The organism is Streptomyces sp. NPDC021019 (assembly GCF_044333295.1).
Lineage (GTDB): Bacteria > Actinomycetota > Actinomycetes > Streptomycetales > Streptomycetaceae > Streptomyces.
In genome coordinates this window covers 83,069-106,781 of record NZ_JBIRQR010000010.1, presented here as the reverse complement: position 1 = coordinate 106,781, position 23,713 = coordinate 83,069, and the positions used below count along the sequence as shown (strand labels likewise).

Annotated in this window: 18 protein-coding genes; 5 read left to right on the top strand and 13 right to left on the bottom strand. The window is 72.0% G+C overall.

Going from position 1 to position 23,713, the window contains the following annotated elements; genetic code table 11:
- Positions 1–161 precede the first annotated feature (161 nt).
- The gene (locus ACH4RG_RS34455; RefSeq protein ID WP_397925387.1) at positions 162–1,856 is read left to right on the top strand and encodes an ATP-binding protein; all 1,695 of its coding nucleotides are present in this window, start codon (positions 162–164) and stop codon (positions 1,854–1,856) included.
- Complete coding sequence (locus tag ACH4RG_RS34450; protein WP_397925385.1) at positions 1,853–2,527, top strand: response regulator; 675 nt, start codon at positions 1,853–1,855, stop codon at positions 2,525–2,527. The genes ACH4RG_RS34455 and ACH4RG_RS34450 overlap by 4 nt, the downstream gene beginning before the upstream one ends.
- Positions 2,528–2,576: 49 nt before the next feature.
- Here ACH4RG_RS34450 and ACH4RG_RS34445 read toward each other — a convergent pair whose 3' ends face one another.
- The 3 genes from ACH4RG_RS34445 to ACH4RG_RS34435 all read right to left on the bottom strand — a co-directional run bounded on the left by ACH4RG_RS34445 (position 2,577) and on the right by ACH4RG_RS34435 (position 7,044).
- A complete protein-coding gene (locus ACH4RG_RS34445) occupies positions 2,577–4,169 on the bottom strand; it encodes a cation acetate symporter (protein ID WP_397932445.1) in 1,593 nt (530 codons plus the stop codon).
- On the bottom strand, positions 4,166–4,657 hold the full coding sequence (locus ACH4RG_RS34440) for a DUF485 domain-containing protein (protein WP_397925513.1): 492 nt from the start codon (positions 4,655–4,657) through the stop codon (positions 4,166–4,168). Before ACH4RG_RS34440 ends, ACH4RG_RS34445 begins: the two co-directional genes overlap by 4 nt.
- Positions 4,658–4,917: 260 nt before the next feature.
- On the bottom strand, positions 4,918–7,044 hold the full coding sequence (locus tag ACH4RG_RS34435) for a type IIA DNA topoisomerase subunit B (RefSeq protein ID WP_397925382.1): 2,127 nt from the start codon (positions 7,042–7,044) through the stop codon (positions 4,918–4,920).
- A gap of 446 nt (positions 7,045–7,490) precedes the next feature.
- Here ACH4RG_RS34435 and ACH4RG_RS34430 point away from each other — a divergent pair, with 446 nt between their 5' ends.
- Positions 7,491–7,724 (top strand): hypothetical protein, encoded by a 234-nt coding sequence (locus ACH4RG_RS34430; RefSeq protein WP_018957087.1) that lies wholly within the window; start codon positions 7,491–7,493, stop codon positions 7,722–7,724.
- Positions 7,725–7,869: 145 nt separating this feature from the next.
- Here the strand turns inward: ACH4RG_RS34430 and ACH4RG_RS34425 are convergent, their stop codons facing one another.
- The 6 genes from ACH4RG_RS34425 to ACH4RG_RS34400 form a co-directional block, all read right to left on the bottom strand.
- Positions 7,870–8,700 carry a S1 family peptidase gene (locus tag ACH4RG_RS34425; RefSeq protein WP_398540740.1) on the bottom strand — a complete coding sequence of 277 codons (831 nt, stop codon included), beginning with the start codon at positions 8,698–8,700 and terminating at the stop codon, positions 7,870–7,872.
- A 136-nt stretch (positions 8,701–8,836) separates the two neighbouring features.
- Positions 8,837–10,384 carry an RNA polymerase sigma factor gene (locus ACH4RG_RS34420; protein WP_397925378.1) on the bottom strand — a complete coding sequence of 516 codons (1,548 nt, stop codon included), beginning with the start codon at positions 10,382–10,384 and terminating at the stop codon, positions 8,837–8,839.
- Positions 10,385–10,703: 319 nt separating this feature from the next.
- Entirely contained in the window at positions 10,704–11,570 is an 867-nt protein-coding gene (locus tag ACH4RG_RS34415; RefSeq protein ID WP_397925511.1) for a FadR/GntR family transcriptional regulator, read from the bottom strand.
- A 181-nt stretch (positions 11,571–11,751) separates the two neighbouring features.
- Positions 11,752–13,500 (bottom strand): ATP-binding cassette domain-containing protein, encoded by a 1,749-nt coding sequence (locus ACH4RG_RS34410; RefSeq protein WP_397925376.1) that lies wholly within the window; start codon positions 13,498–13,500, stop codon positions 11,752–11,754.
- A 143-nt stretch (positions 13,501–13,643) separates the two neighbouring features.
- Positions 13,644–14,402, bottom strand: coding sequence for an NUDIX domain-containing protein (locus ACH4RG_RS34405; protein WP_397925374.1), 759 nt, complete (start codon positions 14,400–14,402; stop codon positions 13,644–13,646).
- A 217-nt stretch (positions 14,403–14,619) separates the two neighbouring features.
- A complete protein-coding gene (locus ACH4RG_RS34400) occupies positions 14,620–15,996 on the bottom strand; it encodes a DUF4192 domain-containing protein (protein ID WP_398540739.1) in 1,377 nt (458 codons plus the stop codon).
- A gap of 453 nt (positions 15,997–16,449) precedes the next feature.
- Between ACH4RG_RS34400 and ACH4RG_RS34395 the strand changes: the two genes are divergently transcribed.
- Positions 16,450–16,929 carry an alpha/beta fold hydrolase gene (locus ACH4RG_RS34395; protein WP_398163471.1) on the top strand — a complete coding sequence of 160 codons (480 nt, stop codon included), beginning with the start codon at positions 16,450–16,452 and terminating at the stop codon, positions 16,927–16,929.
- A gap of 123 nt (positions 16,930–17,052) precedes the next feature.
- Here the strand turns inward: ACH4RG_RS34395 and ACH4RG_RS34390 are convergent, their stop codons facing one another.
- Positions 17,053–19,212 (bottom strand): RecQ family ATP-dependent DNA helicase, encoded by a 2,160-nt coding sequence (locus ACH4RG_RS34390; protein WP_397925368.1) that lies wholly within the window; start codon positions 19,210–19,212, stop codon positions 17,053–17,055.
- 305 nt (positions 19,213–19,517) lie between these two features.
- Here ACH4RG_RS34390 and ACH4RG_RS34385 point away from each other — a divergent pair, with 305 nt between their 5' ends.
- Positions 19,518–20,159 carry a hypothetical protein gene (locus tag ACH4RG_RS34385; protein ID WP_397925366.1) on the top strand — a complete coding sequence of 214 codons (642 nt, stop codon included), beginning with the start codon at positions 19,518–19,520 and terminating at the stop codon, positions 20,157–20,159.
- A gap of 129 nt (positions 20,160–20,288) precedes the next feature.
- On the opposite strand, the gene ACH4RG_RS34380 is transcribed toward ACH4RG_RS34385, so the two are convergent.
- The 3 genes from ACH4RG_RS34380 to ACH4RG_RS34370 form a co-directional block, all read right to left on the bottom strand.
- Entirely contained in the window at positions 20,289–20,942 is a 654-nt protein-coding gene (locus ACH4RG_RS34380) for a hypothetical protein (protein WP_397925364.1), read from the bottom strand.
- 62 nt (positions 20,943–21,004) lie between these two features.
- Positions 21,005–21,715 carry a ribonuclease HII gene (locus tag ACH4RG_RS34375; RefSeq protein ID WP_397925362.1) on the bottom strand — a complete coding sequence of 237 codons (711 nt, stop codon included), beginning with the start codon at positions 21,713–21,715 and terminating at the stop codon, positions 21,005–21,007.
- A gap of 200 nt (positions 21,716–21,915) precedes the next feature.
- Entirely contained in the window at positions 21,916–23,712 is a 1,797-nt protein-coding gene (locus tag ACH4RG_RS34370; RefSeq protein ID WP_397925360.1) for a DUF4153 domain-containing protein, read from the bottom strand.
- Position 23,713 lies beyond the last annotated feature (1 nt).

The following is a 23,713-nucleotide window of genomic DNA, read 5'->3' as shown; positions in this document are numbered from 1 at the left end:
AAGTGGGTTGCGTTGATGGCGAACTCCTCGGCACCGCGCTCCTGGAACGCTCACAGAGACAGCGCCGCGAAGCAGGAGGCGCGTACGCCGAAGGCCCGGACAGCCGGGCCGAAGCGCGGCCGCATTTCCGCACCGGCGTCCCGCCCCTTACCGTCTCTACGATGAACGCCCCACCGACCCCCGGCCGGGGACCGCGCCGGTTCGGCTGGCCCCAGCGGGTCTTCTCCCAGGTCCTGCTGATGCAGCTGGCCATCATCACCGGCGTGACCATCCTGGTCACCGGCCTGTTCCTGGCCCCCCTCAGCGACCAGCTGGACGACCAGGCGATGCGCCGCGCCCTCGCCATCGCCCAGAGCACCGCCGCCCAGCCGGGGATCGTGCGGGACCTGACCAGCACGGACCCATCGGAGCGGGGTCCCGTCCAGTCGGCCGCCGAGCGGGTCAGGCGGGCGACCGGAGCGGAGTACGTCGTCGTCATGAACCAGCGCGGGGTGCGCTGGTCGCACCCCGACACCCATCGGATCGGCGCGATCGTCTCCACCGACCCCGGCGAGGCGCTGCGCGGCCGCGAGGTGATGGAGATCGACAGCGGCACCCTCGGCCGCTCCGCGCGGGGCAAGGTGCCGCTGTTCGGCCCGTCCGGCGACGTGGTCGGCGCGGTGTCGGTGGGCATCTCCTACGACAGCGTCCGTGCCCGGCTCCTCGGGGCGATCCCGGGTCTGCTCGCGTACGCGGGCGGAGCCCTGGCCGTCGGGGCACTCGCGGCGTACCTGATCTCCCGCCGGCTGCAACGACAGACCCACGACCTGGCGTTCTCCGATATCTCCGCGCTGCTGACGGAGCGGGAGGCCATGCTGCACGGCATCCGCGAAGGGGTCGTCGCCCTGGACGGGACCGGCCGCGTCCGACTGCTGAACGACGAGGCGCAACGGCTGCTCGGCGTGGGCCCCGAGGCGGCGGGCCGGACGTTGGAGGAGGTGCTGGGCGACGGCAGGACCGCGGACGTCCTGGCCGGGCGCGTGGTCGGCGACGACCTGCTGGCGGTACGGGGCAGCCGGGTGCTGCTGGCCAACCGGATGCCCACGGACGACGGCGGGGCCGTGGTGACCCTGCGCGACCGGACCGAACTGGAGAACCTGGGCCGCGAGCTCGACTCCACCACGGGGCTGATCGACGCCCTGCGCGCCCAGGACCACGAGCACGCCAACCGGCTGCACACCCTGCTCGGGCTGCTGGAGCTGGAGATGCACGAGGACGCGATGGAGTTCGTCACGGAGGTGGTGGGCGTACACCGGGCGACGGCCGAGCAGGTCACCGAGAAGGTCCAGGACCCGCTGCTGGCCGCCCTCCTGGTGGGCAAGGCCACGGTGGCCGCCGAGCGCGGCGTGGCACTGCGGCTGGCTCCCGGCACCCTGCTGCCGGACCGGGTGGTCGATCCCCGGGGCCTGGTCACCGTCATGGGCAATCTCGTCGACAACGCCACGGACGCGGCAGCCGGATCGGAGGGGGCGCGGATCGAGGTCGGGCTGTGCACGGAGGGACGTACGGTGATCCTGGAGGTGCGCGACAGCGGCCCCGGCGTCCCCCCGGAGCAGCACGCGTCGATCTTCACGGAGGGCTGGTCCACCAAGGAGGTCCCGGCACACGGCAAGCGCGGCCTGGGGCTCGCCCTCGTCCGGAGGCTCGCGGAGCGTCAGGGAGGCAGTGTGACGGTGTCCGGGGCGGACGGAGGCGGTGCGGTGTTCACGGTCGTCCTGCCGGAGGCGCTGGCCGAGCCCGGGCCCGGGGCGCCCGCCGCATCCCTCGACGGTCCGCCGTCCGCAACGCGTCCGGCCACAGCGGGAGGGCAGCCGTGATCGAGGTTCTGATCGTGGACGATGACGTCCGGGTGGCGCAGATCAACGCGGCGTACGTCGCCAAGGTCCCCGGCTTCCGGGTGGTCGCACAGGCCCACTCGGCGGCCGCGGCGCTGGAGGCGGTCGAGAAGGTCCCGGTGGACCTGATCCTGCTGGACCACTATCTGCCGGACCGCAACGGCCTCGCCGTCGTACGCGAACTGCGCCGCCTGGGCACTCAGGTCGACGTGATCATGGTGACGGCCGCCCGGGACGTCGCGACGGTGCAGGACGCGATGCGGCACGGCGCGCTCCAGTACCTGGTGAAGCCGTTCACGTACGCGGGCCTGCGCTCGAAACTGGAGGCGTACGCGGCGCTGCGCCAGGCGCTCGACGGGGGCGGGGAGGCCGAGCAGGCCCAGGTTGACCGGCTCTTCGGCGCGCTGTGGGCGGCGGACGAGCCGGCCCTCCCCAAGGGCCACTCCCCCACCACGGCCGAACTCGTCCGAGGGGCCCTGCGCGGAGCCGACGGCCCGCTCTCCGCCCAGGAGATCGCGGACAGCGCGGGGATGAGCCGCCAGACGGCCCAGCGCTATCTGAAGCTGCTGGAACGCACGGGCAAGGTCCGGCTGACGCTGCGCTACGGGGAGACGGGCCGCCCGGAACACCGGTACGCCTGGTCGGCCGGCTGAGCTGCCCGGGGCGCCTTCGCACGCCCTACGACAGGTCCTGCGACAGGCCCTACGCCGCCCCCGCCCCCGTCAGCGCCCTGACCTCGGCCTCGGCGTGCTTTGCCTCGTCGGGCGGCTCGGGCGAGGTGACCGTACCGATCCAGCCGGCCAGGAAGCCGAGCGGGACGGAGACCAGGCCCGGGTTCTCCAGCGGGAAGAGCTGGAAGTCCACGCCCGGGAACAGGGATGAGGGGCTGCCCGAGACAACGGGTGAGAGCAGCACCAGGACGACCGCCGGGACCAGGCCGCCATAGACGGCCCAGACCGCGCCCCGGGTGGTGAAGCCACGCCAGAACAGGGAGTAGAGAAGGGCCGGGAGGTTCGCCGACGCGGCCACGGCGAAGGCCAGGCCGACCAGGAAGGCCACGTTGAGGTCCTGGGCGAGCAGCCCGAGGCCGATCGCGACCACGCCGATTCCCGCGGCGGCGACACGTGCCACGGCGACCTCGCCGTACTTCGTGCGCCCGGGGCGCCGGAGCGAGGCGTAGAGGTCGTGGGCGACGGACGCGGACGAGGCGAGCGTGACGCCCGCGACGACGGCCAGGATGGTGGCGAAGGCGATGGCGGCGACCACGGCGAAGAGAATCGTTCCGCCGGTGGACCCCTCACCGCCGCCGAGGTGGAGCGCCAGCAGCGGGACCGCGGTGTTGCCGGCCGCGTTCGAGGCGCGGACCTCGGCGGAGCCGATGAGGGCGGCGGCGCCGAACCCGAGCACGATCGTCATCAGGTAGAAGCCGCCGATCAGGCCGATGGACCAGACGACGGAGCGGCGCGCGGCGCGGGCGGTGGGCACGGTGTAGAAGCGCGACAGGATGTGCGGCAGCCCCGCCGTGCCCAGGACGAGGGCGACGCCCAGGCTGATGAAGTCGAGGCGCGAGGTCAGCTCCCCGCCGTAGCGGAGGCCGGGCGCGAGGAAGTCCTTGCCGTGGCCGCTGCGTTCGGCCGCGGTGGTGAGCAGGTCGTTGACGTTCCCGCGAAAGTGCACCAGGACGAGCACCGTGAGCGCGACGGCCCCGGCCATCAGCAGGACGGCCTTGACGATCTGGATCCAGGTGGTGGCGCGCATGCCGCCGAACGACACGTAGACCACCATGAGCGCGCCGACCCCGACCACCGTCCAGGACCGGGCCGCGTCGCTCGTCCCGCCGAGCAGCAGGGCCACCAGGCTGCCCGCGCCGACCATCTGGGCGACCAGGTAGAGCACGGAGACCGTGACGGACGAGGCGCCGACGGCGGTACGCACCGGGCGCTCCGTCAGCCGTGCGGCGACCACGTCGGCCAGGGTGAACCGGCCGCAGTTGCGGACGAGTTCGGCGACGAACAGCAGGACGACCAGCCACGCGACGAGGAAGCCGACCGAGTAGAGCATGCCGTCGTAGCCGAAGAGGGCGATCAGCCCGGAGATACCGAGGAAGGAGGCCGCCGACATGTAGTCGCCGGCGAGGGCGAAACCGTTCTCCATGGGCGAGAACAGACGCCCGCCGGCGTAGAACTCCTCGGCGGAGCCCTGCCGGTCGCGGCCGACCCGGGTGGTGATGAAGAGCGTCACCGCGATGAACGCGCTGAACAGCAGCAGGGCGAGAGTCTGGTGGTCGCCTCTCAACGTCCGAGCCCTCTCGCCGTCTCCTGACCGAGGCCTCTCGCCGTCTCCTGACCGAGGCCCCGCGTCATCTCCTGGGTATCCCAGCGCAGATCGAGCGCCGCCCGGTCCCTGCGCAGCCGCGCGTGCCGCGCGTACGCCCAGGTGAGCAGGAACGTCGTGAGGAACTGGCCGAGACCCGCCACCATCGCGACGTTGACCGCTCCGGCGACCGGGCGGGCCATCAGCTCGGGCGCGGTGGTCGCGGCGACGACGTAGGCGAGATACCAGAGCAGAAAGGCGAGGGCGGCGGGGACCACGAAGCGGCGGTAGCGGCGGCGCACCTCGCGGAAGGCGGCGCTGCGGTGCACTTCCAGGTAGACGTCGGCCGCGCTGGGTCCGCGGTCCGGCTCCGCCGCAGCGGGCGCGTCGAGCTCCGGGACGCCTGCCGTCCCGTCCCGGCCGCACCGGTCAACGACCGGTGCGTCGTCCCACGGGTCGTCGAGCCGCACTCTCGCGGCCTCCGGCCCTGCTTCCTTCGCCACCGCACAACTCCCTTGATCCACGGACCTTTTCGGCCGCATGGCCAACCATGGGCGGTTCGGGAGGATCCCGGGCACGTCATTCGCCCGGCTTCACCCTTCCAGGTGACAGAAGTCCCGTACGGCTGCGCGAACCGCGGGCCCCCTGGGCCCGAGGCCTCGCAGACGCACGCGGCCCCCGCTCCGGCGGTACGGGAGCGGGGGCCGGCGCGGGCGCCAGGGGAAGGGGGTCAGGCGTCGATGCGCGAGCGGTCCAGGGTGGCCGCGGAGCTGGTGATGAACTCCTTGCGGGGCGCGACCTCGTTGCCCATCAGCAGGTCGAAGACCTGCTCGGAGGATTCCAGATCGCCGATGTTGATGCGCCGCAGCGTGCGGTGGCGCGGGTCCATCGTCGTCTCCGCCAGCTGATCGGCGTCCATCTCGCCCAGGCCCTTGTAGCGCTGGATCGATTCCTTGATCCGGACGTTCTTGCGCTGGAACTCCAGGAGGGTCTGGCGCAGCTCGCTGTCGGAGTAGGTGTAGACGTACTTGTCCTGGCCCTTCTTGGGCTGGACCAGCTCGATCCGGTGCAGCGGCGGGACCGCGGCGAAGACCCGCCCCGCCTCGACCATCGGGCGCATGTAGCGCTGGAAGAGCGTCAGCAGCAGGCAGCGGATGTGGGCGCCGTCGACGTCGGCGTCCACCAGCAGGACGATCTTTCCGTAGCGCGCGGCGTCGATGTCGAAGGTCCGCCCGGACCCGGCTCCTATGACCTGGATGATCGCCCCGCACTCGGCGTTCTTCAGCATGTCCGAGACGGACGACTTCTGTACGTTGAGGATCTTTCCGCGGATCGGCAACAGCGCCTGGAACTCGCTGTTCCGGGCCAGCTTGGCGGTGCCGAGAGCCGAGTCGCCCTCGACGATGAACAGCTCGCTGCGCTCGACGTCGTCGCTGCGGCAGTCGGCGAGCTTGGCGGGCAGCGAGGACGACTCCAGGGCGGTCTTGCGGCGCTGGGCGTCCTTGTGCTGCCGGGCGGCGATGCGGGTGCGGGCGGCGGCGACGGCCTTCTCCAGCACCGCCCTGGCCTGGGCCTTGGCGTCCCGCTTCGTCGAGGTCAGGAAGGCCTTGAGCTCCTTGGCGACCACACCTGCCACGATCCGGTTGGCCGCGGAGGTACCGAGCACCTCCTTGGTCTGCCCCTCGAACTGCGGCTCGGCGAGCCGTACGGTGACGACGGCGGTGAGCCCTTCGAGGGCGTCGTCCTTGACGACGTCGTCCTCGGCGACCCGCAGCATCTTGGCGGAGCGCAGCGCCTCGTTCACGGTCTTGGTCAGGGAGCGCTCGAACCCGCTGACGTGCGTGCCGCCCTTGGGAGTGGCGATGATGTTCACGAACGACCGTACGGTCGTGTCGTAGCCGGTGCCCCAGCGCAGCGCGATGTCGACGGCCAGCTCACGGGTGACCTCGGTGGCGGTCATGTGGCCGCGGTCGTCGAGGACGGGCACGGTCTCCTTGAAGGTGCCGGTGCCGCTGAGGCGCTGGACGTCGCAGACGGCCTTGTCCTGGGCCAGGTACTCGCAGAACTCGCTGATGCCGCCGTCGAAACGGAACGTCTCCTCGGTCTTGCCCTCGCCGTCCAGCCCCCGCTCGTCGCGGACGATGATCGTGAGGCCGGGGACGAGGAAGGCCGTCTGGCGGGCGCGCTGGTAGAGCGTGTCCAGGTTGAGCTTGGCGTCCTTGAGAAAGATCTGGCGGTCCGCCCAGTACCGCACCCGGGTACCGGTACGGGTCTTGGGGACGCGCTTGCCCTTGCGCAGGCCGTTGGCCGGGTCGAACGGGCTGTCCGGCCCCTGCTCGGTGAACATGCCGGGGACGCCGCGCCGGAAGCTGATGGAGTGGGTCGCGCTGTTGCGGTCGACCTCGACGTCCAGGCGGGCGGAGAGGGCGTTGACCACGGAGGCGCCGACGCCGTGGAGGCCGCCGGAGGCCGCGTAGGAGCCACCGCCGAACTTCCCTCCGGCGTGCAGCTTGGTCATGACGACCTCGATGCCGGAGAGCCCCGTCTTGGGCTCGACGTCGACCGGGATGCCGCGGCCGTTGTCCCGGACCTCGACGGATGAGTCGTCGTGGAGGATGACCTCGATCTGGTCGCAGTAGCCGCCGAGGGCTTCGTCGACGGAGTTGTCGATGATCTCCCAGAGGCAGTGCATCAGGCCACGGCTGTCGGTGGACCCGATGTACATGCCGGGCCGCTTGCGGACCGCCTCAAGACCTTCGAGGACGAGAAGGTGCCGCGCGGTGTAGTTGGAGCTGTCCCGGTCCCCGCCTGCTCCGGTCAGCATCGCGGTGGACGGCACGGACGTTTCGGCGGTCACGCGGTTCGCTCCTCGCTGAATTTCATCTGGGGCCCCCGTGGGTGGGGGGCTCGGCTTCGGTCGCCGCTGAGAGCCTACAGAGGCCTGGTAGAGCGGTTGTAACGCCACCCTCGGGGAATCCTCATGCTAGTCGAGCTTCTCCTGAGCTCGCATGAGTGTTCGATCATTCGTTGGAGTGACGTGCACATCACGTTCCCTTCGGCGCATGAACCATTTAGGCTCCGGGCACGTCCTCATGAACAAACCGGCAAGCCGGCCGGCGGGACCCACCCCTAGACAAGCAATGCGAAACCGTAGCGCTCCGCATACGGCACATTCGCCGCCAACCGGCAACAGACAGCCACACCGAGAAGAAGTTTCGAAGAAAAGCCACGAGCGGGAACGTTTTCGGCCTGGTTGGATGTTGACCCTGGTACGACAGCTCGTCGAGCTAGAGAAGAGGCGACGTGACTACTGTTCTGACCCCCGCGAGCCCGCTGACCGCGGCAGACCGCTGTGACCGTTGCGGCGCCCAGGCATATCTGCGCGTCGTCCTGATCAGTGGCGGTGAACTGCTCTTCTGTGCCCACCACGGGCGCAAGTTCGAGCCGGAACTCAAGAAGATCGCCGCGGAAATACAGGATGAGACGGATCGGCTCACCGCCGTGCAGACGGCTGCTGCCGACGAGGAACAACACTGATACCTCGCATCCACGACGAGCCAGGGGCCGGTCCAGGACCGGCCGACGGGCGGTTCCCCCACCGGGGAGCCGCCCGTTCTCGTCGACGAGGCCCTGCGCGGACACGATGCGGGGAACCACCGCCCTCATGCGGTCCTGCCGCGGGTCAGATGCGGCCCTCGGCCCATTCCAGTGCGGCGGAGGCCCGTGTGTACACCCCCGGACTGCCCGCGCGCCCGCAGCCGCTGCCCCAGGACACCAGGCCGATGAGCCGCCCACGGGCCACCAGCGGCCCGCCGCTGTCGCCCTGGCACGCATCCCTGCCACCCGCCGGATCGCCCGCACAGAGCATCGCCGAGGCCTTGTACGTGCCCTCCTGGCCGCCCGGGTAGGCCCGCGCGCAGTCGCTGTCCGGCAGGACCTGGACCCGCGCGGAGCGCAGCACGGAGGCGTACGCGCCGCTCCCCGTCGTGTCACCCCACCCGTAGACGGCCGCCGCGGTACCGGCCCGGTAGGCGGTGTCCCCGTCCTTGGCCGTCGGAATGACGCCGCCCTTCGGCATCGCGCGGGACAGGGTCAGCACCGCGAGGTCGCCGGCGTTTGAGGCGGGGTCGTACGCCGGGTTCACCCAGATGGACCGGACCGGGATCTCCTGGCCGCCGCTGTCACTCAGCCGCTCCCGGCCGGCGATGACCAGCAGATCCGTCACCCGCTCCGCCGGTCCACCGAGCGCCTCGTCACTCAGACAGTGGGCGGCCGTCAGGATCTTCGTGGGCGCCACGGCGACGCCGCCGCAGAACTGTCCCGAGCGCGCCCCGCCGAACCGGTCCCGGCTCGACAGCGCCACCGCCCAGGGGCTGTCCGCCACCGGAGCGGGCTGTCCGCCGACGATGACGCTGTCCGCGACCGCCGCGGGGGGCAAGGCGAGCGGCGCCACGGTCGCGGCGGCGGTCAGGGCGAGCACCCCGGTCAGGGCACGGACGACGGAACGGGGCATGGAGGCTCCTGACGCTGAGGCGGTAACGGTCCACCCAGCGTGATCCAGCCGGTCGCCGTCCGCACCCGAGGACACGCCGGAGGGCCCGGATCCCCCTGGGGGGTTCCGGGCCCTCGGCCGGTGAATCTTCCGCGATCTAGTCGAGGTAGTCGCGCAGCACCTGCGAGCGCGACGGGTGCCGAAGCTTCGACATCGTCTTCGACTCGATCTGACGGATGCGCTCACGCGTCACGCCGTAGACCTTGCCGATCTCGTCGAGCGTCTTCGGCTGACCGTCGGTGAGACCGAAGCGCATCGAGACCACGCCGGCCTCACGCTCGGAAAGCGTGTCGAGCACCGAGTGGAGCTGCTCCTGGAGCAGCGTGAAGCTGACCGCGTCCGCCGGGACCACGGCCTCGGAGTCCTCGATCAGGTCACCGAACTCGCTGTCGCCGTCCTCACCGAGCGGGGTGTGCAGCGAGATCGGCTCACGACCGTACTTCTGGACCTCGATGACCTTCTCGGGGGTCATGTCGAGTTCCTTGGCCAGCTCCTCCGGGGTGGGCTCGCGGCCCAGGTCCTGGAGCATCTGGCGCTGCACGCGCGCGAGCTTGTTGATGACCTCGACCATGTGCACCGGGATACGGATGGTGCGGGCCTGGTCGGCCATCGCGCGGGTGATCGCCTGACGGATCCACCAGGTGGCGTACGTGGAGAACTTGTAGCCCTTGGTGTAGTCGAACTTCTCGACCGCGCGGATCAGACCGAGGTTGCCCTCCTGGATCAGGTCCAGGAAGAGCATGCCGCGACCGGTGTAGCGCTTGGCCAGGGAGACCACCAGGCGGAGGTTGGCCTCCAGAAGGTGGTTCTTGGCCCGTCGGCCGTCCTCGGCGATGATCTCCAGCTCGCGCTTGAGCTTCGGCGCGAGCTTGTCGGCGTTCGCCAGCTTGTCCTCGGCGAAGAGGCCGGCCTCGATGCGCTTGGCGAGCTCGACCTCCTGCTCGGCGTTGAGGAGGGGAACCTTGCCGATCTGCTTCAGGTAGTCCTTGACCGGGTCGGCCGTGGCGCCGGCGACGGCGACCTGCTGCGCAGGTGCGTCGTCCTCGTCGTCGTCGGAGAGGACGAAGCCCTTGTTCTCGCCCTCGCCCTCCTCTTCCTCACCCTTGCCGGCCTTGACTTCCTCGGCTGCCTCGTCGCCGTCGAGGATCTCGTCGTCCTGCTTGCCGGACTTCTTCGCCGCGGTCTTCTTGGCCGCCGTCTTCTTCGCGGCGGTCTTCTTCGCCGCGGTCTTCTTGGCAGCCGTCTTCTTGGCGGGAGCGGCCGCGACGGCTTCGTCGGCCACCGCGTCCGCACTCTCGGCCGCCGGGGCGGCGGTGGCCGCGACGGTCCTGGTCACGGTGGTCTTGGCCGCGACACTCTTGGTGGCGGTGCGCTTGACCGGGCTCTTCGCTGCGACGCTCTTGCGGGCGCGCTTCGGCGACTCCGCGGCACTGACCATCAGCGTCACACCCTCTTCCTCGAGGATCTGGTTGAGGCTGCGCAGAACGTTCTTCCACTGGGTTGGCGGAATCTGGTCAGCCTCGAAGGCCCGACGCACGTCATCGCCGGCGATCTGCCCATCAGCCTTTCCCCGCTCGATGAGCGCCATCACAGACTCGGACTCGGCGATCTCCGGCGGGAGCGTACGGGATGTGCTGGCCGACACGAACAACCTCTCGGAACGATGGAAACGGCTTCCGGCCCCGCCCTGAAGAGGGCTGGAACCGACGACCGTCGACTGGGGATGTCGCCGACGGCGCGGGTTTGGCCTCAGAACTGCACAGCACACCCGAGGGCTGCTGTATTCCTTCCGCGACGCTCACCTCTTAAGTCATCGCGCTGCTTCGAGGAGTGTTACGGCCAATCCGCGTGGTCCGAGTCACACCCCATACGCGACAAGACGGGCCAAGGGTGCCATCCCCCACAATTATCCCCGGAGCCGTGCGGTCCGGCGGCGCCGGGCCCACGCGCCCGGCCCGCCCCGGTCAGTGCTCGCGCGGCGCGGGAACCACACGCTCGACGTCGGGGTGGACGACGAGCAGTTGACGCATGGCTGTCTCGGCCGCCCCGGAATCACCGGAGGCGAGGGCGTCGGCGATGCGCGCGTGGTGTGCCAGCGAGGTCTCGCCCGGTCGGTCACAGCCGGTGACCGGACCACCGGAGACATGAAGGGCGGCCGAGACGATGCCGGAAAGGTGTTCGAGCATCCGATTGCCCGCCGCCTGGATGAGCAGGGCGTGGAACTCCGCGTCGGCACGGGAGAAGGTGATCGTGTCCCCCTGCCCCATCGCGTGCCCCATGATCTCCACCATGTCGCCGAGCCGCTGCTGAAGGTCGTCCCGGCCGTGCCCGGCCGCGAGGCGGGCCGCGAGCGGTTCGATGGTCCAGCGGAGCTCGGCCAGCTCACGGCGCTGGTCGTCGCGCTGCGGACCGAAGGCCCGCCATTCGATGATGTCGGGATCCAGCAGGTTCCAGTCGCTGACCGGGCGGACCCTCGTGCCCACATTGGGGCGCGCGCTGACCAGCCCCTTGGCTTCGAGGACGCGCAGGGATTCGCGGACGACGGTGCGGGACACCTCGAACCGCTGGCCGATCTCCTCGGGAACGAGGGGGCGGTCCGCGCCGAGGTCACCGGAAACGATCATCTGGCCGAGCTGCTGGACGAGTTGGCCGTGGAGACCGCGCCCCCGGCTGGCGGACCCGCGTCGGCTCGCCCGCCCCAGCTCGGAATCGGAACCGCCCCAGGCCCGGGAAGCGGCACGCTCGCCGGCCGGCGCCTCCGTATAGGGGTAGCGGTCGAGTTCGCCCGAGCCGGCCAGGCCGGAATCGGCGGTGCGGGCGGCGGTCATCATGGTGTGCGCAAGGGTACTCACGCATCCTTTGTCGGCGCGGCTCGCCCGCCCCTTGAGGTCTTTGGTGAAAAGCACACGAAAGGGTGATCGGCGCTCGCTCCGCAATTGACGCCATATCACTACAAATCAGTCATATTTCAGGGAGTTGCTGGCCTCTGCCCTCGATACGGGGCGACGGCGATCACCAACGCGCCTTTCCTCGAAGGCTGGTGAACAGATACGCGCAGATCAGGGCTGACAACGACAGGGTGAGTGCGGTGCCGACGGGCTGCGCCACCACCCGTGCGACGGTCAGGACCCAGTGGTCCGCCTGCTGCGGCAGCTGCCACCCGGCCAGTTCGCGCAGTCGGCCCGGGAGCCCGGCGACCGAACGCCCGGACGGCGCCGCGAAGAGCTTCTGCACCAGCGGAACGACAAGCACCGGAACGGCCAGCACCGCGGCGATCCCCGCCCCGGCCACCCGGAAGACACCGGCGGCCAACAGCCCCGCCCAGGCGCAGCCGACCGTCAGACCGGCCCAACTCGCGCCGAGCGCGACGGCGTTGGAGGGGGCCTCGATCAAGTCCGGCCCGTACACGAGCCGGAGGCTCTGCGCTCCGCACACCACGGCGAGGCCCGCGAGCAGCAGAGCGAAACTCGCGGTCACGGTGAGCTTGGCCAGCAGCAGACCGAGCCGCCGGGGCACGGTGCCGCGCGCGGCGGCGAGTGCCGGATACCGGAACTCGTCCCCGAAGGACAGCGCCCCGAGCAGACCCGCGCCGAGCGCGGCGGGAGGGAGCGGCAGCAGAGCGGGCCACGCGGCGAGCACACGGGGCAGCGCGGTGCCGTCCGTGCGGGCGAGCAGAACGGACACCGCGGCCGACACCACCAGAACGGCGGCCATGATCATGGCCGTTGTCCGGACGCCCAGGGAGCGTCGCAGTTCGTACCGGAGGGGGTGCAGGGGGCCGCGCGCGGGGCGCACCCGGATCGGGGGCGGCAGCTCGGACAGCGCGACGGCCGAGTCACTCCGCTCCTCGCCCCGCCTCTCGCTCTCGGCTCCCGCCGGGGCGGCAGGCCCGGTGTCGCCGATCTCGTCGGCGAGCCGGTGTACGGGGATGCCGTGCCGGTACGCGGTGTCGCCGATCTCCGCGCAGCTGCTGCCGTACACCGTCAGCAGGCCGCTCGCCTCCTCGACCACCTCGACGGAGCGCCGCGCGGCTCGGGCCTCCCGGCTGACCACGGCAGCCAGCCTGGCCGCGTGCGGGGTGCGGACGGCGACCCGGGCGCGGAGCCGGGTGCGGGCGAAGTCGGAGACGTCCTGGTCGGCGACGAGACGCCCGCCGCCGATGGTGACGACGCGGTCGGCCGTGCGGGCCGCCTCCTTGGGGTCGCCGGTGGTGTAGAGGACCGTGCCGCCCTGGTCCGCGTGCGCGCGCAACAACCCGTACAGCCAACTGTTCTCCCGCGGGGACAGCCCCTCCGCCGGCTCGTCCAGAATCAGGGTGTGGGGGTCCCCGAGCAGCGCGGAGGCGAGGCCGAGACGCCGGTCCATCCCCACTGAGAGGGTGCCCAGGCGCTGGTCCCCGAGCCCGGCGAGACCGACGACCTCGAGCACCTCGTCGGCCCTGGTCGCGGGCGCGCCCGCGGCCGCGCAGAGCATACGGAGCTGCCCTCGGGCGGTCCGGGCGGGATGACCCGGTACGTCGCCGAGCAGTACACCCACCTCCCGTGCCGGATGGGCGATGCGGTGCAGCGGCCGCCCCCGGAAGTAGGCGACGCCTCGCCCCGCGTCCAGTTCGAGCATCAGCCGCAGGGCCGTGGTCCTGCCCGAGCGTGGGGCGCCCAGCAGGGCCGTGACACGGCCGGGGGGAGCCTCGAAGGTCAGATCGTTCACGGCGGGCGGAGCGTCGCGACGGGGGGTGCTGGTGAGTCCGATGGCCTGGAGCATCGCTTCTCTCGCGTCTCTCGCGGAAGGTGAGACCGCTCGGCGGCAGGGGTACCGCAGCAACATAACGCGACATTTCAGACTTTTGGCGCAGGGGTGGGTCGGCGGGCGTTCCGCGGGGCCGTCGCAGCGGAACGCCCGGTGGCTCAGACCTCGGGTCGCAGCATGGGGGGATTGAGCACCGTGGCCGCCCCGGCCCGGAACAACTGTGCGGGCCGGCCTCCCTGACGCGTGGTCGTCCCACCGGAAGGCACCAGGAATCCGGGCGTTCCGGTGACCTTGCGGTGGAAGTTACGGGGGTCCAGGACCACACCCCAGACCGCTTCGTAGACCCGGCGCAGCTCGCCGACCGTGAACTCCGGCGGACAGAACGCGGTGGCCAGCGAGGAGTACTCGATCTTGGAGCGGGCGCGCTCCACACCGTCGGCCAGGATCCGCGCATGGTCGAAGGCCAGCGGCGCCGCCTGCTCGCCCTCCCGCCCGGCGCCGGGGTGCAGCAGATCCTCGACCGACGCCCAGCGCGCACTGTTGGCATCGCCGCCCGCCCGGGGTGCGGGCAGGTCCGGCGCGAGGGCGAGGTGGGCGACGCTGACCACCCGCATCCGGGGGTCGCGCGCCGGATCTCCGTACGTGGCCAACTGCTCCAGATGGGCCCCGTTGCCCGCGGCCGGTCTCGCCGGGTCGTGCGCGCTGAGGCCGGTTTCCTCGACGAGTTCACGCGCCGCCGCGGACCCCAGGTCCTCATCCATCCTGACGAAGCCACCGGGCAGCGCCCATCTGCCCTGGAACGGGGTCTCTCCGCGGCGGACGACCAACGCGCAGAGTGCGTGACGGCGCACCGTGAGCACGACCAGGTCGACGGTGACAGCGAAGGGCGGGAAGGTCGACGGGTCGTAGGGCGGCATGCCGCGATCATAGTCGTCTTCCTGACGATAAACACTCCCTTCGGCATGCTCGTGATCAGTCGGGGGGTCACGGTCTCGGACGCGTAGCGATCAGGCGGACGGTGGCGCGGATTCCGACGGCCGGCGGGGCGGAGAGGACGGCCAGGAGGCCGGAACGGACGGCCGGAAGGCCGGGGCGGACTTGTCCCGGCGGCTTCTCGGCTCGCACCAACCCGGGTCACCTCCTCGTCCTGCTGCCGCGTCGCCCGTTCTGCCGGGCCTCGTGCGACCGCCGCCCGGCCACCACGGTCCGGGGACGGGCCGAAGCGGGTGACGGCTTCACCCGCCCAGCACCCGGGCGCCGGTGAGCGCGCCCCCGCCGTCGGCCTCCGTCGGGCAGTGGGCGGACCTTGCGGACGCGTAGCGAGGTGGCGCCCCGGTCGGCAGCGGGGTCCATCACCGCCTCCACGGCCCGGGCGCCGGGGCCCGCCCCGTCCGCGGCCTCGCGCAGGCAACGGCGCAGGGCCTCCGGGTCGAGCCCTTCGTTGCAGGCCCGGTGCAGCAGTTGGGCGAACGTGTAGCCGGGATCGGCGCGCAGCGCCAGCGTCAGGGCGACCCGCGCGCCCGGCTCGTCGCCCGTGGACCAGGAGACCCAGCCCGCCAGGGTGAGCGGAGCGGCGGCGTGCTCCCCGTACGGTCCGACGCAACGCCGTGCCAGCGTCCGCCAGAGCCGCAGGGCCGCTTGCGCTTCCGCCCCCTCCATCCAGGCGGCGGCCTTGTCCCGGGTCTCCCGGTCCTGGAGCCCCAGGATGACGGCCGCGGCCTCGTCGGAGCCGATCAACTGGTCGTCCCCGGCGTCCGAGAGCGCGGGCGGCGCGGGCTGTGTCTCCTCGATGCGGTCCATGAGGGTGCGCGCCAGCCGGAGGGTCTCCGCCGCGACCTCCCCCCGGGCCCGCTCGTCGAGAAGCCGCGGGATCAGTGCCGGCCCCGCCCTGTCCAGGGCCTCCTCCTGCGCGGTGACGGCTGCCGGGCTCCGCCAGGGCTGGAGCCGCGCCTCCATGTCGCGCAGTGTGCCCCGCACATGGACGCCCGCGTAGGCGGCGGCCGCGGCCATCACCGTGGTGCCGGGCATGGCCAGGGGATTTCCCTGGTCGGGGCAGCACCGGGGGTCGGGGCAGCAGTAGGACCAGTAACGGCCGTCGGAGATGCAGAGCGCTTCGAGGACGGGAACGTCGAGTGCTCCGCACGCCGTGCGCAGGCGTTGCGCGAAAGGCCTGAGCCGCTCCATCGTGAGCCTGCCGCCCGACCCGTCCGGAGAGTCCTGGCAGAGGAAGATCACGATCGCGTCGGGCCGTCCTTCGCGGCGCTCGCTCCCCGATACCAGGCAATCCGCCAACTGGTCGGCGACCGGCCCCCATTCGCCGGGCGCCTGCGGAATTCCGAGTCGGAGCCGGCCGCCGAACCGGCCCCGGCCGCCGTGCAGGGCGACCATCACGATGCTGTCGTTGGGATAGAAGCCCATCAGATACGGGAGGGCGTCAGCGAGCTCGGCGGGGCCGCGCAGGGTGATCTGCTGCTCCGCGGCGGGGCCGGTGGATTCATGGTGCTTGTTCATGCCTCGACGGTCCCTCAGTCCGTCCCGCCCCGCGACCCCTGTGGATAACGTTATCCACAGGGGGTCGTTCCCATCGCTCGGGCGCACTATCGTGCTGTGTCCGGTCCGGTTCGTGCCGCTCGCTCACGGCGGCGAGCTGTCCCCCGCCCCGGAGCAACTCGGTTTCGCCCTGCGGGAGTTCGCCGCTGCCGCACCACGCTTCGACACGCCCCGGGCGGCCTAGGTAATCAGCGGTTACCCACGTGTATTCGCTGATCACATCGGAGTGTTCCGGGAGTGTCCATGGACCTGCGTCGCGGACGGCGGGACCACGCGTGACGGCCCGGCTCAGCGCCGACGGACGGCTGACGCCGTTCGGCCGCGACGGTCCGGTCTTCGACCTCGTGGACCAGGGACCGCTCGCCGGGGCGGTCGTCGTGCTCCTGCGCGGGTTCCCCCTCAGAGGTCCAGCTCCTGGGACCTGCTCGCACCGCTGTCGCACGCGTCGGGATACCGCACTCCGGCACCCGGCCAGCGGAGGCACTCCCCCGGGCCCGGCCACGCGGCATGATCTCCTACCGCGTGTCCCGGCTCACCGAGGATGTCGTCGCCCTCGTCGAGGCGACCGAGCCCCGCGGCGGCAAGGTGCACGTCGTCGGGCACGACTGGGGAGCCGCGGTCGTCTGGACGCCGGCCGCAGCCCGGCCGGACGTGGTGGCCACCCTGACCGCACTCTCCGTCCCGCATCCCGCCGCCTTCGTGCGGGCCGTTTTCACCAGCCGCCAGTTCCTCATGTCCTGGTACATGTTCGCCGTCCAACCGCCCTTAATTCCGGAGATGTTGATACGCCGCCTCGATCCGTCCGCGGCCCCGCGCCACCGAGCGCATGGCGGCCGGGCGGGCAGCGAGCACACACGCGGGTTCGTGTCCGGCCCGTACATCTCCCACACCTGACCGGAGTCGGGCGCCCAGTTCCGGAGCAGGCCGCTCCGCAAGTGGCAGAACTCCTTCGCGTTCACCTGTCGAGCTCGCTCCCGGGGCCGGAACGGAGGCGCTGGAGAGGGATCGCGACCCGGCCTATCCCGCCACGGCCAGGACCAGCGGGAGCACCTGATCGGCGCCGGCCTGCCGGAGCAGGCGCGCGCCCACGGCGAGGGTCCAGCCGGAGTCCGTGGAGTCGTCGACGAGCAGAACCGGGCCATGGGCCTCGGCCAGCGCGGCGGCGAGTTCGTCGGGCACCGTGAAGGAGTCGGCCAGGGCGCGCAGCCGCTGGGCCGAGTTGCTGCGGTGTGCGGCGTGCTCGTCGGCATGCGGGGTGAGGGCCAGGCTCCCCAGGAGCGGGAGCCTCCCGACCCGGGCCACGCCCTCGGCCAGGGAGGTGACCAGTTGAGGGCGGGCGCGTGACGGCACGACGACCACCCCCACGGGGCGCGCCACCGCATCGGGAGATCCGCCGGCCCAGCCTCCCGGCGAGCGGGCCCAGTCCGCCAGCACCGCCACCACGGCGTTCAGTACGTCGTCAGGGACCGGGCCGTCCGCCGCCTGCGCCGACAGGAGCGGACGCAGCCGGTTGCCCCAGCCGATGTCGGACAGCCTCCCCAGCGCGCGTCCCGTCATCGCCTGCTGCCCCGCGGGGATTCGGCCCTTCAGGTCCATGCCTACCGAGGCCAGGCCCGTCGGCCACATCTTGCGGGGCTCGACCTCGACGCCCGGCCGGTCCAGCTCACCTGCCGCCGCCGAGAGGGCCGAGGGGGAGACAGCGGGGTCCAGCCAGGGGCCGGCGCAGTTGTCGCAGCGGCCGCACGGCACCGCCTTCTCGTCGTCGAGCTGCCGCTGCAGGAACTCCATGCGGCACCCCGTGGCCGCCACGTAGTCCCGCATCGCCTGCTGCTCCGCCGCCCGCTGCTTCGCGACCCACGCGTACCGCTCCGCGTCGTACGCCCACGGCTGTCCCGTCGCGGTCCAGCCACCCTTCACGCGCTTGACCGCACCGTCCACGTCCAGGACCTTCAGCATCGTCTCCAGACGCGAGCGCCGAAGATCCACCAACGGCTCCAGCGCCGGCAGCGACAACGGACGGCCCGCCTGCCCCAGCACGTCAAGGGTGCGCCGCACCTGCTCCTCGGGCGGGAAGCCCACCGAAGCGAAGTACGCCCAGATCGCCTCGTCCTCCTTGCCCGGAAGCAGCAGGACATCGGCATGGTCCACGCCGCGCCCGGCACGCCCCACCTGCTGGTAATAGGCGATCGGCGACGAGGGTGACCCCAGGTGCACCACGAAGCCGAGGTCCGGCTTGTCGAAACCCATCCCCAGCGCTGAGGTCGCCACCAGGGCCTTCACCCGGTTCGCCAGCAGATCCTCCTCCGCCCGCAACCGGTCGGCGTTCTCCGTCTTCCCCGTGTACGAGGCCACCGGATATCCGCGCTGCCGCAGGAACGCGGCGACCTCCTCCGCCGCCGCCACCGTCAGCGTGTAGATGATCCCCGAACCCTGAAGATCCCCCAGCCGCTCCCCCAGCCACGCGAGCCGGTGCGCCGCGTTCGGCAGCTCCAGCACGCCCAGCCGTAGGCTCTCGCGGTCCAGCGGCCCCCGCAGCACCAACGCGTCCCCGCCCCCGGTGCCCAACTGCTCCGCCACGTCCGCGGTCACCCGCGCGTTCGCCGTGGCGGTGGTGGCGAGCACCGGCACTCCCGCCGGCAGCTCCGCGAGCATCGTGCGCAGCCGACGGTAGTCGGGCCGGAAATCATGCCCCCAGTCGGAGATGCAGTGCGCCTCGTCGACCACCAGCAGGCCGGTCGTCGCCGCGAGTCTCGGCAGCACCTGATCACGGAAGTCCACGGAATTGAGGCGCTCCGGGCTCACCAGGAGGACGTCGGTCTCGCCGCGCTCCACCTCCCCGTAGATCGTTTCCCACTCCTCGGGGTTGGCCGAGTTGATGGTGCGTGCCTGGATGCCTGCCCGCGCCGCCGACTCGACCTGGTTGCGCATCAACGCCAAGAGCGGCGAGATGATCACCGTCGGCCCGGCTCCACGCCGCCGCAGCAGCGCGGTGGCCACGAAATACACCGCGGACTTCCCCCACCCCGTGCGCTGGACCACCAGGGCACGACGGCGCTCCTCCACCAGGGCCGCCACGGCCTGCCACTGATCCTCCCGCAGCCGCGCCGACCCTCCGGGCGCCCCGACCAGCTCAGCGAGGATGGCGTCGGCTTCGGTGCGGAGCTCCAGGGTGTCCATGTCTCCATGCAACCCGATGGGACTGACAATCAGCGAATCCACCCACCGCGACGACGGTGTTTCTGCTGGTCCTCGCGATTCAGGGGTGACCGAGGGAGTCATCCCGGGCGGGTATGGGCAGGGATATCAGTGTCATTCCGGCTGATTCCCGTCAGCCACAGCAATTGCTCGTTGCCGCCTGCCGGTGGGCCAGGGAGAATTGGAGCCGCCCCCGCACAGTTCATCATCGGGCCCGGAAGGGCTGTGCCGCGGCGCGCCCTCATTCGACCCTGCCCGCACCGTGGGCGCGTAGCGAAGGGAGGACCGTGACCTTCGGATTCGCCCCGTCCACAACCACTTCGACAGCGGCGTCCTCGGTTTCCGCAGACTCCGACAACCGCCTTGCCCGGATGCTCGAACCAGCGGAGTGGGCCTCGGCGGGCATACCCCTGCTCCGCAGTCCCCGGGAGGTCGTCAGCGGACTTCATTCCCGGCACCGACCGACTCCGGCCACCGCCGTGGTCGCGGTCCTCGATCATGAGGAACGGCTCACGGCGAGCGCCTCGTTCGCCCGCCGGTCGACGGTGGCCGCGGACGGCTGGGAGTTCCGCAACGCCCTGCTGGCGCAGCTGCGGCGCGTCGTCCCGCACGATCTACGACGCCGCACTCCGGTCCGTACGGCCGTGCTTCTGTACTGCCGCGACGGTGACGAACGCTGGACCGAGGAGGACGGGGCGTGGATGTGGGGCCTGCGGGACGCCTGCACCCTGCACGGCCTCCGCTGCGGCGCCTACATCACCCTCACCCGCGGGGGCTGGCAGGTGCTCGGCGAGGGAAGGGGCGGGAGGAGGCCCAGTTCACTGTCGGAGCCGGCGCTCCTGGCCGACACCGTCGTCGAGCACCGGACCACGCCGACGCGATCGGGCGGCGGCGCGGCGGAGGCGCTGCGGCGCACCGCGGCCCGCTGAGCGCGCACGGAGCCCCTGCGGGCGGGCACAGCACCGATCATCGGCCACCGGTCGGTCCCGTCGTGGCCGGGCGACCGGCGGTGGTGCTCCCGCCCGCCCGCGGGGGCGGGCGGGAGCACCGGTGGGTGTTCAGACCCCGGCGCCGAGAGCGGAGTTGATCGTCTGCGGGTCTCCACAGACGATCAGCAGCGCGGCGGCGCGGTCACGCGCGACGGGCAGGTTACGGGCCACGGCCGGGTCCGCGTCGTCGTTGACGGCGACGACGACCACGGGCCGGGACGCGGCCCGGTCCGCCGCGGAGACGTCGGCGAAGAAGACGTCGTCGCCCGCGTCGTGCTGGGCCCAGTACGCGGCTTCGCCGAAGGACAGCTCGTGGGCGGCCCACGGGTGCTGTTCGCCGGTGGTGAGCACCAGGATGTCGCCCGGTGCGCGACCGGACTCCAGCAGCAGGTCGACTGCTTCCTCGGCCGCGTCGAGTGCTCCGGCCGCCGGGGCCGGGATCAGCTGGATCTGCGGCGCGGAACGATTCTCCGTCGGCTCCGGACGGGCGGGGGCCGCGGGGGCCGGCGCCGTGGCGCCGGGGGCCGCGGGGACGGGCTGGGCACGCTGCGCCGGGGGCGCGGGGCGCGCGGGGCCGGGACCCGGACGGCCGGGACGCGGGGTGGCCGCGGAACGCGGACCGGGTACGGGACGGGGGGTCGGCGCGGTGCGGCCGGCGGCCGGAGTGACGCGGGGACCCTGGGCGCTCTCGGGAATCTGAGGCTCCTCGGAGATCAGAGGCATGAAGGTGGTCTGTGGCGAACGCCGATGTCGTCGGCGTCGGTGAGAGGGGCGCGTGTGCGCGATCAGAATTCGAAGCCGAGCTGGCCCCCGCTTTCGAGTGCGGCCGCCTCGGCGGAAAAACGGACCTTCTTCAGGTGCTGCCACCGGGGCAGCGCGTCCAGATATGCCCAGGAGAGGCGGTGATGGGCCGTGGGCCCCCGCTTTTCCAGCGCGGCCCGGTGCACGGGCGAGGGATACCCCGCGTTGGCACCGAAGGCGAAGTCGGCGCAGTCCTCGGACGCGGCGCCCAGCTCGGCCATCATCCGGTCACGGTGCACCTTGGCGATCACCGAGGCAGCCGCGACCGCGATACAGGACTGATCGCCCTTGATCACGGTGCGGACCTTCCAGGGAACGCCCAGATAGTCGTGCTTGCCGTCGAGTATCACCGCGTCGGGGCGCACCGGCAGCCCCTCCAGGGCACGCACGGCGGCGAGCCGTAGGGCGGCGGTCATTCCGAGGTCGTCGATCTCCTGCGGCGAGGCGTCGCCCAGCGCGTAGGCGGTGACCCAGCTCCGCAGCACGGGAGCGAGCTCGGCGCGCCGCCGGGAGGTCAACAGCTTGGAATCGGTGAGGCCTTCGGGCGGTCGGCGCAGACCGGTGACCGCCGCGCACACGGTGACGGGTCCGGCCCACGCTCCGCGTCCGACCTCATCGACACCGGCGACGGTCCTGGCACCGGTGGTAGCGCGAAGTGAGCGCTCGACGGTGTGCGTGGGTGGTTCGTACGGCATGGCGCCAGCCAGCGTACGCCGAGAGCCACGGCAGCAACACCCCGGGGCGCCGTGCGTCCTGCGAATCAGTCGACGGAGGCTGGTTCAAGGCTCCGCAGACCGCCTGACCCCGTGGGGGCGGGCCCCCTGGCCCCTGGCGGTCCGCCCCCTGGACCCGTCGGTACGGACCCCGGGCCCGTGGGCTCATGGGGCCCGGCGGCTCAGTACGGGTCGTAGCCGTCGTCGTCCGGCTCGTATCCGTCCCGGGTCCCTTCCCTGCCCGCGCGGTAGCAGTCACGCGCGTCGCCCTTCACCGGGCGCTTCTCCAGGATCTCCTTCGCCCGCGCCTCTCCCCAGCTGGTCGCGTACCAGGGGGTGTCGGCGTCGAGGACGTCGTTCTGGATGATGCGGAGCGCACAGGAGCGTTCCGGTTCGGGCAGTCGGTCCAGGGCCGGCACGGCGTCGGCGGACAGGTCCTTGACGTAGTCGATGTCGATGGCGGTCGACCGGCTGTCCTCGAAGCGCTGGACGTTCTGCTCGGCGATCAACCCGTCCGGTGAGAGCAGCCCGAAGGCCAGGACGCCGGCCGCCGCGCTCACGGCGATGGCCCGGGGCAGGAGCCGGGCCCCAAAGACGCCGGCCGCCAGGATGAGGACCAGCACCACCCCGAGCCAGAGCTCCATCGCGGCCACGGATATCCGGAGCCTGGTCAGGCCGTACTCGTCGACGTACAGGTCCATGCGGCGCAGCGCGGAGGCGACCACGACGAGAGTGAGCACGCAGAGGGGGCCGAGGACCGCCCGCACCAGGGTGCGGTCCCCGGTGCCGCCGCGCGGTGCCCAGCGCAGGGCCAGGGCGATCACGAGAAGGGTGAGCAGCGTGGCCCACAGCAGCTGCCAGAAGCCCTGGCGGGCGTACTCGGCGTGGCTGAGCCCGGTCACGTCCCGCACCTTGTCGTAGCCGCCGAAGAGCACGACGAGCTGGAGGGTGATGAACGCGGCGAAGAGCAGGTTGAGGACGATCAGCGGAAGGGCCCATTCGGCCCGTCCCCGGGGTGTGCCGGACCGTACGGTGAGCCCGTCCCAGCGCACCGGGGCGGCCGCGGCGTGCGCGGCGGCGAGCGCGCCGGCCAGCCCGAGGGCGAAGAGGAAGATCCGCCACGGCCCCTCGCCGACGGAGGCCTCGGGCATGAGGCTGCCCAGCAGTTCGGCGAACGCGGCGTCCGCGCTGGCGAAGAGGGTTCCGAAGACCAACAGCAGCACCATGGCCACCACGGTGGTACGCAGAGCGGCGCCCCAGCGCGCCCGGGAACCGTCGGCCCGTGCGCGAACCCCCCGCACTCCCCAGATGATGCCGGGGACGACCGAGTCGAACAGCCCCAGCGAGCCGATCAGCACCCCCAGCCAGCTGCGGCTGCCGTGCAGCGCGAGCGAGCCGAGCGCGAAGGCGGACACCACGGCGAGGAAGGTGGGCCAGCCCGCGTCCCGGAGCGCCGGCACCGCGAGCAGCGCGAGTCCTCCCACCGCCCAGGTCGCGGTCCAGGGCCGTAGGCGGCGGCCCGCCGCCCTGGCGGCGAAGAACGCGGCCAGGGCGGCGGGTACGGCCACGATCAGGAGGTTCACCCCGAGTCCGTCCCCCAGGAAGAGCGCGCTCAGGAGGGCGGTGGCCAGGACCGAGCCGAGCACGGCGGGGCGGATCAGGGGCGGTGGGGGCGGCCGGAGCCGGGCCGTCACACCGTCGTCCTTGGCGGCGGGCGCGCCGGCGCCGTGCTGCCAGGGGCTGCCCGTCGGCCCGGTCCGTCGAGCCGCCTGGGCCCGTTGGCGCTGGTCATCGGAGACCTGCGCCGGGGCGGGGTCCCCCACCGAGGAGGGCGGCGCGGTGTCGGCGGACGGCGCCGCGGTCGGATCCGGTGCATTCGCCGGTGTGCCGGCGGCCGCGTGCGCTTTCGGTGGCCGGGGCGCGTCGTCTCCCTCCGGCTTCTCCGGCGGTCTGGACGCCTCGGACGGCTGATCGGACATG

Bases quoted from the DNA above. Each gene is read 5' to 3' on its own strand.
- ACH4RG_RS34380 (WP_397925364.1), bottom strand. From the start codon at position 20,942: ATGCCTCTGATCTCCGAGGAGCCTCAGATTCCCGAGAGCGCCCAGGGT.
- ACH4RG_RS34425 (WP_398540740.1), bottom strand. From the start codon at position 8,700: ATGCCCCGTTCCGTCGTCCGTGCCCTGACCGGGGTGCTCGCCCTGACC.
- ACH4RG_RS34400 (WP_398540739.1), bottom strand. From the start codon at position 15,996: ATGAACAAGCACCATGAATCCACCGGCCCCGCCGCGGAGCAGCAGATC.
- ACH4RG_RS34455 (WP_397925387.1), top strand. From the start codon at position 162: ATGAACGCCCCACCGACCCCCGGCCGGGGACCGCGCCGGTTCGGCTGG.
- ACH4RG_RS34410 (WP_397925376.1), bottom strand. From the start codon at position 13,500: ATGCTCCAGGCCATCGGACTCACCAGCACCCCCCGTCGCGACGCTCCG.
- ACH4RG_RS34370 (WP_397925360.1), bottom strand. From the start codon at position 23,712: ATGTCCGATCAGCCGTCCGAGGCGTCCAGACCGCCGGAGAAGCCGGAG.
- ACH4RG_RS34390 (WP_397925368.1), bottom strand. From the start codon at position 19,212: ATGGACACCCTGGAGCTCCGCACCGAAGCCGACGCCATCCTCGCTGAG.
- ACH4RG_RS34405 (WP_397925374.1), bottom strand. From the start codon at position 14,402: ATGCCGCCCTACGACCCGTCGACCTTCCCGCCCTTCGCTGTCACCGTC.
- ACH4RG_RS34375 (WP_397925362.1), bottom strand. From the start codon at position 21,715: ATGCCGTACGAACCACCCACGCACACCGTCGAGCGCTCACTTCGCGCT.
- ACH4RG_RS34415 (WP_397925511.1), bottom strand. From the start codon at position 11,570: ATGATGACCGCCGCCCGCACCGCCGATTCCGGCCTGGCCGGCTCGGGC.